Source organism: Pseudomonas sp. UBA4194 (assembly GCF_002379585.1).
Taxonomy (GTDB): domain Bacteria; phylum Pseudomonadota; class Gammaproteobacteria; order Pseudomonadales; family Pseudomonadaceae; genus Aquipseudomonas.
Genome location: NZ_DFUE01000042.1, coordinates 79,768 through 90,237, shown reverse-complemented (window position 1 = coordinate 90,237; position 10,470 = coordinate 79,768). Strand labels below are relative to the sequence as shown.

Annotated in this window: 11 protein-coding genes; 9 read left to right on the top strand and 2 right to left on the bottom strand. The window is 62.0% G+C overall.

Going from position 1 to position 10,470, the window contains the following annotated elements:
* Positions 1-203: 203 nt before the first annotated feature.
* The gene (gene rpsT, locus B3397_RS11270) at positions 204-482 is read right to left on the bottom strand and encodes a 30S ribosomal protein S20 (protein WP_043192805.1); all 279 of its coding nucleotides are present in this window, start codon (positions 480-482) and stop codon (positions 204-206) included.
* 253 nt (positions 483-735) lie between these two features.
* Between rpsT and murJ the strand changes: the two genes are divergently transcribed.
* From murJ to ispH, 6 genes are all read left to right on the top strand, one after another.
* Complete coding sequence (murJ, locus tag B3397_RS11265; RefSeq protein ID WP_296249986.1) at positions 736-2,274, top strand: murein biosynthesis integral membrane protein MurJ; 1,539 nt, start codon at positions 736-738, stop codon at positions 2,272-2,274.
* Positions 2,275-2,416: 142 nt separating this feature from the next.
* Entirely contained in the window at positions 2,417-3,352 is a 936-nt protein-coding gene (gene ribF / locus B3397_RS11260) for a bifunctional riboflavin kinase/FAD synthetase (RefSeq protein ID WP_296249984.1), read from the top strand.
* Positions 3,353-3,367: 15 nt separating this feature from the next.
* Positions 3,368-6,199, top strand: a complete 2,832-nt coding sequence (ileS, locus tag B3397_RS11255) for an isoleucine--tRNA ligase (RefSeq protein WP_296249982.1) — start codon at positions 3,368-3,370, stop codon at positions 6,197-6,199.
* Positions 6,192-6,713: a signal peptidase II gene (gene lspA / locus B3397_RS11250; RefSeq protein WP_296249981.1), complete on the top strand. Its 522-nt coding sequence runs from the start codon at positions 6,192-6,194 to the stop codon at positions 6,711-6,713. The genes ileS and lspA overlap by 8 nt, the downstream gene beginning before the upstream one ends.
* Entirely contained in the window at positions 6,706-7,143 is a 438-nt protein-coding gene (locus B3397_RS11245; RefSeq protein WP_296249979.1) for an FKBP-type peptidyl-prolyl cis-trans isomerase, read from the top strand. Before lspA ends, B3397_RS11245 begins: the two co-directional genes overlap by 8 nt.
* Positions 7,144-7,158: 15 nt before the next feature.
* Positions 7,159-8,106: a 4-hydroxy-3-methylbut-2-enyl diphosphate reductase gene (gene ispH, locus B3397_RS11240; protein WP_296249977.1), complete on the top strand. Its 948-nt coding sequence runs from the start codon at positions 7,159-7,161 to the stop codon at positions 8,104-8,106.
* Here the strand turns inward: ispH and B3397_RS11235 are convergent.
* Positions 8,096-8,623 (bottom strand): GspH/FimT family pseudopilin, encoded by a 528-nt coding sequence (locus B3397_RS11235; protein WP_296249976.1) that lies wholly within the window; start codon positions 8,621-8,623, stop codon positions 8,096-8,098. The two genes, ispH and B3397_RS11235, sit on opposite strands and share 11 nt — an antisense overlap.
* 153 nt (positions 8,624-8,776) lie before the next feature.
* On the opposite strand from B3397_RS11235, the gene B3397_RS11230 reads away from it, so the two are divergent.
* The 3 genes from B3397_RS11230 to B3397_RS11220 are packed head-to-tail and all read left to right on the top strand — an operon-like array spanning position 8,777 to position 10,460.
* The gene (locus B3397_RS11230) at positions 8,777-9,250 is read left to right on the top strand and encodes a GspH/FimT family pseudopilin (protein WP_296249975.1); all 474 of its coding nucleotides are present in this window, start codon (positions 8,777-8,779) and stop codon (positions 9,248-9,250) included.
* Positions 9,241-9,729 (top strand): type IV pilus modification protein PilV, encoded by a 489-nt coding sequence (gene pilV / locus B3397_RS11225; RefSeq protein ID WP_296249992.1) that lies wholly within the window; start codon positions 9,241-9,243, stop codon positions 9,727-9,729. Before B3397_RS11230 ends, pilV begins: the two co-directional genes overlap by 10 nt.
* Complete coding sequence (locus B3397_RS11220) at positions 9,726-10,460, top strand: PilW family protein (protein WP_296249974.1); 735 nt, start codon at positions 9,726-9,728, stop codon at positions 10,458-10,460. Before pilV ends, B3397_RS11220 begins: the two co-directional genes overlap by 4 nt.
* Positions 10,461-10,470 lie beyond the last annotated feature (10 nt).

The following is a 10,470-nucleotide window of genomic DNA, read 5'->3' as shown; positions in this document are numbered from 1 at the left end:
CCCTAGGGGAGAGGGAGCTAAAAGCGGATCGCGGTGTATCGACTGACGGTGATCGGCTCCCTCTCCCCTAGGGAGAGGGCTGGGGTGAGGGGACCATCCACCCCAAAACCCCCGGTCAGCCAACATGCAACATGCCGCGCCACCAAACCCCGCCCACAAAAAAGCCGACCCTGAGGTCGGCTTTTTCTACATCAAACAGCTGATCAGGCAGCAGCAGCCTGGTTCAGTGCTTTGATGTGGCCATTCAGACGGCCTTTATGACGAGCAGCCTTGTTCTTGTGGATGATGCCTTTATCGGCCATACGGTCGATAACTGGCACGGCCAGAACATAAGCAGCTTGTGCTTTTTCGGCGTCTTTTGCGTCGATGGCTTTGACTACATTCTTGATGTAGGTGCGAACCATGGAACGCAGGCTGGCGTTGTGGCTGCGACGCTTCTCAGCCTGTTTTGCACGTTTTTTGGCGGAAGGTGAGTTGGCCACCGTCGAGCTCCTCGAAAGACTTTTTGAAATAGCAAACAAATAAGGCCGCGAATCATGCCCATCAACGAATAGGTTGTCAAGGGTACTTGAGACGAACTGCTGAGTGGTCGGCCCGGCGTCGAAGTGATTCACTTCTTCCCAGTGACCTGTACACTCGCGGGGTTTTGGCTCTGCCTGCTGATGCGGCGCGGAGTATCGCACACCTGGGCCGGATGTGGGCCTGCTCTTCGTCTACAGGCATGAAAAACTTTCGATGAATCTACTCAAATCCCTGGCTGCGGTCAGCTCCATCACCATGGTTTCGCGAGTGCTGGGCTTTGTGCGCGATACCATCGTGGCGCGTATCTTCGGCGCCGGCATGGCCACCGACGCCTTCTTCATTGCCTTCAAATTACCCAACCTGCTGCGGCGTATCTTTGCAGAAGGCGCGTTTTCCCAAGCGTTCGTGCCGATCCTCGCCGAATACAAGCATCAGCAGGGCGAGGAGGCCACTCGGACCTTCATCGCCTATGTCGCCGGCCTGCTGACCCTGGCCCTGGCCCTGGTAACGGTGGTTGGCGTGCTCGCCGCGCCCTGGGTGATCTGGGCCACTGCACCAGGTTTTGCCGATACCCCGGAAAAATTCCAGCTGACCACCGACCTGCTGCGGGTGACCTTTCCTTATATATTGCTGATCTCGCTGTCGTCGTTCGTGGGCGCCATCCTCAACACCTACAACCGTTTCTCGGTGCCCGCGTTCACGCCGACGCTGCTCAATGTCGCGATGATCGTGTTCGCCCTGTTTCTGACCCCGTACTTCGACCCGCCCGTCATGGCGCTGGGCTGGGCGGTACTGGCCGGCGGGCTGATGCAATTGCTGTATCAACTGCCGCACCTGAAGAAGGTCGGCATGCTGGTGCTGCCGCGCCTGAGCCTGCGGGACACCGGCGCGGTGCGCGTCATGAAGCAGATGCTGCCGGCGATCCTGGGGGTATCGGTAAGCCAGATTTCCCTGATCATCAACACCATCTTCGCCTCGTTTCTGGTCGCAGGCTCGGTGTCGTGGATGTACTACGCCGATCGCCTGATGGAATTGCCATCCGGGGTGCTGGGCGTGGCCCTGGGCACCATCCTGCTGCCGACGCTGGCCAAGACCTACGCCAACAAGGATCGCCACGAGTACTCGCGGATTCTCGACTGGGGCCTGCGCCTGTGCTTCGTGCTGGTGCTGCCCTGCGCGCTGGCCCTGGCCATCCTCGCCGAACCACTGACGGTGGCGCTGTTCCAGTACGGCAAGTTCAGCGCGTTCGACGCGGCCATGACCCAGCGGGCACTGATGGCCTATTCCATCGGCTTGCTCGGCATCATTCTGATCAAGGTGCTGGCGCCGGGCTTCTATGCCCAGCAGAACATCCGTACGCCGGTGAAGATTGCCATCTTCACCCTGGTGGCCACCCAGCTGTTCAACCTGATGTTCATCACTCATCTGCAGCATGCGGGCCTGGCGCTGGCCATCAGCCTGGGCGCCTGCCTCAATGCTGGCCTGCTGTACTGGAAGCTGCGCCAGCAGGACCTGTTCCAGCCGCAACCCGGCTGGGCGGTGTTCCTGGGCAAACTGTGCGTCGCCGTGCTGGCGATGTCGGCGGTGCTGCTGGTGCTGATGCACTACATGCCAGCGTGGGGTGAAGGACAGATGCTCGAACGTTTCATGCGCCTGGGGCTGTTGGTGCTGGCGGGTGTAGTGGTGTATTTCGGGATGTTGTTGGCCCTCGGTTTCCGGCTCAAGGATTTCGCCCGCCGCGGCCTTGCCTGAAGCCGCAGGGCCAGGTCAGGCGCGCCAAGGCGGTGCGCCAGGCATCGGTTTTCCGAATTAGCGCACATCCATGCACGCTGTCGCCTGTCGTCGGCGCGTGGGTGTGGTTATAATCGACCACTTTATGAGCAAGAAGCGCGTTATGCAGCTGGTTCGAGGCCTCCACAACCTGCGGCCCCAGCATCGGGGCTGTGTCGCCACTATTGGCAATTTCGACGGTGTTCACCGCGGCCACCAGGCTATCCTGGCCAGGCTTCGCGAGCGCGCCCTGGAGTTGGGTGTACCCAGCTGCGTGGTGATTTTCGAACCCCAGCCGCGCGAGTACTTCGCGCCCCAGACCGCGCCCGCCCGGTTGGCTCGCCTGCGCGACAAGCTGCTGTTGCTGGCCGAGGAGGGCATCGATCGGGTGCTGTGCCTGGCCTTCAACCAGCGCCTGTGCAAGCTCAGCGCCTCCGAGTTCGTCGACACCATCCTGGTCGACGGCCTGGGTGTGAAACATCTGGAGGTCGGTGACGACTTCCGCTTCGGCTGCGATCGGGTAGGGGACTTCGACTTCCTCACCCAGGCCGGCAGCCTGCAGGGTTTTTCCGTCGAAGCCGCACAAACCGTCGAAATGAACGGCATGCGGGTGAGCAGTACCCAGGTCCGCAAGGCCCTGGCGGCTGCCGACTTCGACACCGCCGGGCAATTGCTCGGCCGCCCCTTCTGCATCGAAGGAAGGGTATTGCACGGGCAGAAGCTGGCGCGCCAGCTGGGCTGGCCAACCGCCAACGTGCAACTCAAACGCCGTCGCGTGCCGCTGACCGGGGTCTACCTGGTAAGCGTCGATATCGACGGCAAAGCCTGGCCGGGAGTCGCCAACATAGGCGTGCGGCCAACTGTTGCAGGTGATGGCAGTGCCCACCTGGAAGTGCATTTGCTGGACTTTGCCGGTGACCTCTATGGCCGGCATTTAACGGTGGCGTTCCACCACAAGCTGCGTGATGAGCAGCGTTTCGCCTCGCTGGAGGCGCTGAAGTCGGCGATCGCTGCGGATGTCGCCGCCGCTCGTGCCCACTGGGCAAAGCCAACCGCTTAAATTGAAGAGCCTGAAATGACCGACTACAAAGCCACGCTAAACCTTCCGGACACCGCCTTCCCAATGAAGGCCGGCCTGCCCCAGCGCGAGCCGCAAACTCTGCAGCGCTGGGACAGCATTGGCCTGTACCAGAAGCTTCGCGAAATTGGCAAGGACCGTCCCAAGTTCGTCCTGCACGACGGCCCGCCCTATGCCAACGGCAACATTCACATCGGTCATGCGGTCAACAAGATCCTCAAGGACATGATCATCCGTTCCAAGACCCTGGCCGGCTTCGATGCCCCGTATGTGCCAGGCTGGGACTGCCATGGCCTGCCGATCGAGCACAAGGTCGAAGTCACCCACGGCAAGAACCTGGGCGGCGACAAGACCCGCGAACTGTGCCGCGCCTACGCCAGCGAGCAGATCGAAGGGCAGAAGTCCGAGTTCATCCGCCTGGGCGTGCTGGGCGACTGGTCCAACCCCTACAAGACCATGAATTTCACCAACGAGGCCGGAGAAATCCGCGCCCTGGCGGAAATGGTCAGAAACGGCTTCGTGTTCAAGGGCCTCAAGCCTGTGAACTGGTGTTTCGACTGCGGTTCGGCCTTGGCAGAAGCCGAGGTCGAGTACGCCGACAAGAAATCGCCGACCATCGACGTGGCCTTCCCGATCGCCGACCAGCAGGCGCTGGCCAACGCCTTCGGCCTGCCGGGCCTGGAAAAGCCCGCCAGCATCGTGATCTGGACCACCACCCCGTGGACCATCCCGGCCAACCAGGCGCTGAACGTGCATCCCGAATTCACCTACGCCCTGGTGGACGTCGGTGACCGCCTGCTGGTGTTGGCCGAAGAACTGGTCGAAAGCAGTCTGGCCCGCTACAACCTGCAAGGCTCGGCCATCGCCACCACGGTGGGCGCCAAGCTTGAACTGATCAACTTCCGTCACCCGTTCTATGACCGCCTGTCGCCGGTGTACCTGGCCGACTACGTCGAACTGGGCGCCGGTACCGGCGTGGTCCACAGTGCCCCGGCCTATGGTGTCGACGACTTCGTCACCAGCAAGCAGTACGGCCTGACCAATGACGACATCATCAGCCCGGTGCAGAGCAACGGCGTGTACGTCGAGTCGTTGCCGTTCTTCGGCGGCCAGTTCATCTTCAAGGCCAACCAGAACATCGTCGACAAGCTGGCTGAAGTTGGCGCGCTGATGCACACCGAAGTGGTCAGCCACAGCTACATGCACTGCTGGCGTCACAAGACCCCGCTGATCTACCGCGCCACCGCGCAGTGGTTCGTGGGCATGGACAAGCCGCCAGTCGAAGGCGATACCCTGCGCGAACGCGCGGTGAAAGCCATCGAGCAGACCAAGTTCGTCCCGGCCTGGGGCCAGGCGCGTCTGCACTCGATGATCGCCAACCGCCCCGACTGGTGCATCTCGCGCCAGCGCAACTGGGGTGTACCGATTCCGTTCTTCCTCGACAAGGCGACCGGTGAGCTGCACCCGCGCACCGTCGAGCTGATGGAGGAAGTGGCCCAGCGCGTCGAAGTCGAAGGCATCGAGGCCTGGTTCAAGATGGACCCAGCCGAGCTGCTGGGTGACGAGGCGGCCAACTACGACAAGATCAGCGACACCCTGGACGTCTGGTTCGATTCGGGCACCACTCACTGGCACGTGCTGCGCGGCTCGCACCCGATGGGTCATGAAAACGGCCCGCGCGCCGACCTGTACCTGGAAGGTTCCGACCAGCACCGTGGCTGGTTCCATTCCTCGCTGCTGACCGGTTGCGCCATCGATGATCACGCCCCGTACCGCGAGCTGCTGACCCACGGTTTCACCGTGGACGAGAACGGCCGCAAGATGTCCAAGTCGCTGGGCAACGTCATCGCTCCGCAGAAGGTCAACGACACCTTGGGCGCCGACATCATGCGCCTGTGGGTGTCGGCCACCGACTATTCCGGCGAAATGGCCGTGTCGGAAACCATCCTGCAGCGCAGCGCCGATGCCTATCGCCGCATCCGCAATACCGCGCGCTTTTTGCTTTCCAACCTCAGCGGTTTCAACCCGGCCACCGACCTGCTGCCGGCCGACGAAATGATCGCCTTGGACCGCTGGGCCGTGGACCGCGCACTGCTGTTGCAGCGCGAGCTGGAAGAGCACTACACCGAGTACCGTTTCTGGAACGTCTATTCCAAGGTGCACAACTTCTGCGTGCAGGAGCTGGGCGGTTTCTACCTGGACATCATCAAGGACCGCCAGTACACCACCGGTGCCAACAGCGTTGCCCGGCGCTCTTGCCAGACCGCGCTCTACCACATCAGCGAAGCGCTGGTGCGCTGGATCGCGCCGATCCTGGCGTTCACCGCCGACGAGCTGTGGCAGTACCTGCCGGGCGAGCGTAACGAGTCGGTGATGCTCAACACCTGGTACCAGGGCCTGACCGAGCTGCCCGAAGGCGTCGAGCTGGACCGCGCCTACTGGGAGCGGGTGATGGCGGTGAAGACCGCGGTCAACAAGGAACTGGAAAACCAGCGTGCGGCCAAGGCGATCGGCGGCAACCTGCAGGCCGAAGTCACCCTGTACAGCGAAGACGCCCTGAATACCGACCTGGCCAAGCTGGGCAACGAGCTGCGCTTCGTGCTGATCACTTCCGGCGCCACCCTGGCACCGTTCGCCCAGGCCCCGGCCGATGCCGTGGTCACCGACGTGGCTGGGCTCAAGCTCAAAGTGGTCAAGTCGGGCGGGGTCAAATGCGCCCGCTGCTGGCACTTCCGCGACGACGTCGGCGTGAACCCGGAGCATCCGGAAATCTGCGGCCGTTGCGTGGACAACATCAGCGGCGATGGCGAGGTGCGTCACTATGCCTGATTCATCGGCGTCATTCGGTCGCTTCGGGCACTTGAAGTGGCTGTGGCTCAGCGTGCTGGTCATGGCGCTGGACCAGGCCACCAAGTTCTACTTCGACGGCACCTTGCAAATGTACGAGCAGATCGTGGTGATCCCCGACCTGCTCAGCTGGACCCTGGCCTACAACACCGGCGCCGCCTTCAGCTTTCTGGCCGACAGCGGTGGCTGGCAGCGCTGGCTGTTCACCCTGATCGCGGTGGTGGTCAGTGTGGTGCTGGTGGTGTGGCTCAAGCGTCTGGGCCGCGGCGACACCTGGCTGGCCATCGCCCTGGCGCTGGTGCTCGGTGGTGCCGTCGGCAACCTGTTCGACCGGGTGGTGCTCGGCCACGTCGTGGACTTCATTCTGGTGCACTGGCAGGATCGCTGGCGTTTCCCGGCGTTCAACCTCGCCGACAGCGCCATCACCGTCGGCGCAATCATGCTGGCGTTGGATATGTTCAAGAGCAAGAAAAGCGGAGAAGCGGTGCATGACTGAACAGCGGATCAGGGAAAACACCGAAGTGACCCTGCACTTCGCCCTGCACCTGGAAAACGGTGATACCGTCGACAGCACGTTCGACAAGTCGCCTGCCACGTTCAAGGTCGGCGACGGCAACCTGTTGCCGGGCTTCGAAGCCGCGCTGTTCGGCTTCAAGGCCGGTGACAAGCGTACCGTCAGGGTGCTGCCGGAAAACGCCTTTGGCCAGCCCAACCCGCAGAACGTGCAGGTGATGCCGGCTTCGCAGTTCGAAGGCATGGAGCTGTCGGAGGGTTTGCTGGTGATTTTCAACGATGCCGCCAACACCGAGTTGCCGGGCGTGGTAAAAGCCTTTGATGGCGACCAGGTCACAGTGGACTTCAACCATCCACTGGCCGGCAAGACGCTCAACTTCGAAGTGGAAATTCTTTCGGTCACGGCCCTTTAGGGCACCGAGGCAAGCATGCAAATCAAACTCGCCAACCCCCGTGGCTTCTGCGCTGGCGTGGACCGGGCGATCGAAATCGTCAACCGCGCGCTGGAAGTCTTCGGCCCACCGATCTATGTGCGTCACGAAGTGGTGCACAACAAGTTCGTGGTCGAAGACCTGCGTAACCGTGGCGCCGTGTTCGTTGAAGAACTGGACCAGGTGCCCGACGACGTCATCGTCATCTTCAGTGCCCACGGCGTATCCCAGGCCGTGCGCCAGGAAGCCGCCGGGCGCGGCCTGAAGGTCTTCGACGCCACCTGCCCGCTGGTCACCAAAGTGCACATCGAGGTCGCCCGCTACAGCCGCGACGGCCGCGAATGCATTCTGATCGGCCATGCCGGCCATCCCGAAGTCGAAGGCACCATGGGGCAGTACGACGCCAGCAACGGCGGCGCCATCTACCTGGTGGAAAACGAGAACGACGTCGCCCAACTGACGGTGATCAACCCGGAAAACCTCGCTTTCGTGACCCAGACCACATTGTCGATGGATGACACCAGTGTGGTCATCGATGCCCTGCGGACAAAATTCCCAGCCATCGGCGGGCCGCGCAAGGACGACATCTGCTACGCCACGCAGAACCGCCAGGACGCCGTGAAACAACTGGCAGACGAGTGCGACGTGGTGCTGGTGGTCGGCAGCCCGAACAGCTCCAACTCCAACCGTCTGCGCGAATTGGCCGAACGCATGGCCACTCCGGCCTACCTGATCGATGGCGCCGAGGACATGCAGCAGAGCTGGTTCGATGGCGTACAGCGGATCGGCATCACCGCCGGTGCTTCGGCGCCCGAGGTGCTGGTGCGGGCGGTGATCGAGCAGTTGCACGCGTGGGGCGCCTCGGGTGCGGAAGAACTGATCGGCCGGCCGGAGAACATCACGTTCTCGGTGCCCAAGGAATTGCGGGTCAAGGCTATCGTTTGACAGGTTTGGCGCAGGCGTCGGTGGTGCCACGGTCGAGCTGGTCGGTCAGCCGAATCCTGCCGACCCAGTCGAGCACGATCCGCAGGCGCATCAGGGGCCGCTGCGTGTCGCACAGGTACAGTGAGCCGATATTGGAGTGGCCTGCGGTGCCTGTAGGCGCGCCGGAGCTGTCGAAACGGACTTCGTTCTTCAGCCACAGATTTCCCACGATGCGCGTTTGGCCGTCCAGAACATGCCGGCGCAGCACCGTCCTCGGGGCATTGCGCAGGCCGCGAATGTCCAGCGCGGTGGTCCATCCCCAGCTCCAACCGTTATAGAAGGCCCGAACGACCACCGGCGCCTGCCGGGTAATGGCCTCCATGCGTGCCGTGCGCAAGGCTGCCGCCAGTTCTCTGGCCACCACTTGCCGTCGCTGCTCCGCCACAAAACCCTGTAACGACGGTACCGCCAGCATGGCCAGGATTCCCGCAATGGCCAGCACTGCGAGCAATTCCACCAACGTCATTCCCTTGTTCATGCGTACCCTCCCTGGGTGATGCCTGGCTGCACAGGTGCCCGCAAGAACCTTGCAAAAATGCGCTGATCCCCCCGAAACAACCGTATATCCTGTGCCCGCACCAAACCGCGCAAGCGCTGGTTTATAGTCGGTGCTCCTTGGGGGAGGCGTCCAATGCGGCATGGTTACAAGGGATTTACGCTGGTCGAGTTGATGGTCACCGTCGCAGTGCTGGCCATTCTGGTGACAGTCGGGATTCCTTCGTTTGTCAGCCTGATGAACAACACCAAGGCCGATACCGAATCGACCGATTTGTATCGCGCCCTCAACTATGCGCGGTTGGAGGCGATAAACAGAGGTGTGAACGTACGGATCACGCCCGGCACCGCAAACACCTGGACCAGCACACTGACGATCCAGGGGGTCAGCGGAGGCTCGGTCGTTGCGCCGGTTTATCGAGTGATTGCGCCCATGGCCACATCCGCAGTGGTAACACCCAACAACCTGGCTTTCATCGAATACAACAATCTCGGCGCCCTGGCCACACCGACGACTGCGGTGGCGTTCGTCTATACCCGCGGCACGTTCACCAGGAACATTGGCGTATGCCTCAACGGTCGGGTCATTCTGGGAGGGGCCTGCCCATGAAATCGGCGGCCAGACAAACCGGTGTCAGCCTGATCGAAGTGCTGGTGTCCCTGCTGATCATGGGCATCGGCCTGCTCGGTGCAGCGGCCTTGCAGCTCAACGCGCTGAAGTTCACCGACAGTTCGGCGGTCACCAGTCAGGCCAGTTTCATCGCCTATGACATGATGGACCGCATCCGCGCCAATCCCGATGCCAACTATGTGCTGGCCAATCTGAGCGCCGCGCCCACGGGCACGGCAGCCGATACCCGCACTCAGGATTTGATCGACTTCGCCGCCAATATCCGCGCCATCGCCCCCAATGGCGTGGGTGACGGTAGCAGCATTGCCGTCGACGGCAGGACCGTCACCATTACCGTGAGGTGGAGCGACAGCCGCGCCGCCAATGCCAGCAGCGTTTCCAACACCCAGACGGCCGGCGACGGCTTGCAGACCTACACGCTGGTCAGTCGCGTGGCCATCGACAAGGGGATCAAATGAGACGCTCATCACGGGGCATCGGTTTGATCGAGCTGATGGTGGCCATGACCCTGGGCCTGATCATCGTGCTGGGGGTCACGCAGATATTCCTGGCCGCCAAGAACACCTATCAGAGCCAGAATGCCGCGGCCGGTATTCAGGAGGACGCGCGATTCCTGCTGAGCAAGATGACCCAGGAAATACGCATGGCCGGTTTTTTCGGATGCCAGGCCAACCCGTTGGACAGCAGCATCAACGGTGATTTCGCGGCCGCCTATGGAACGCCCATCAGCATTACCCGGGGCGCCAACAACAGTGTGATTCTGACGTTGATCACCGCGGATGTCGGCAACAACGGCACCAATGCCAACTGGAACATATTGACCGACTGCCGGACCTTCTCCACCGCCTTCACCCCGGCAAACATGCCTGCTGCAGTGGTAGGGCAGCAGGTCATCCCGATACGCCGCATCGTCTATACGTTCAACAACAACCAGGTACTGGCAGGCAATCTGGCGAACAACCAAAGCCCGCTGATCAGCAACGTCCTGGCGTTTGACGTGTCCTTCGGCGTGGCTTCATCGGTAAACAACATCAATGCGAGCAGTTACGTCGCCACGCCGACCAACTTCGATCTGATCCGCAGCGTGCGTATCAGTCTGCGGGTGGCCGATCAGGCGGCAGCACCCAACACGCGGGCGCAGACCCGCACGTTCAATACCGTGATTGCCTTGCGCAACCGGCTGCTGTGATGAGGCTTGC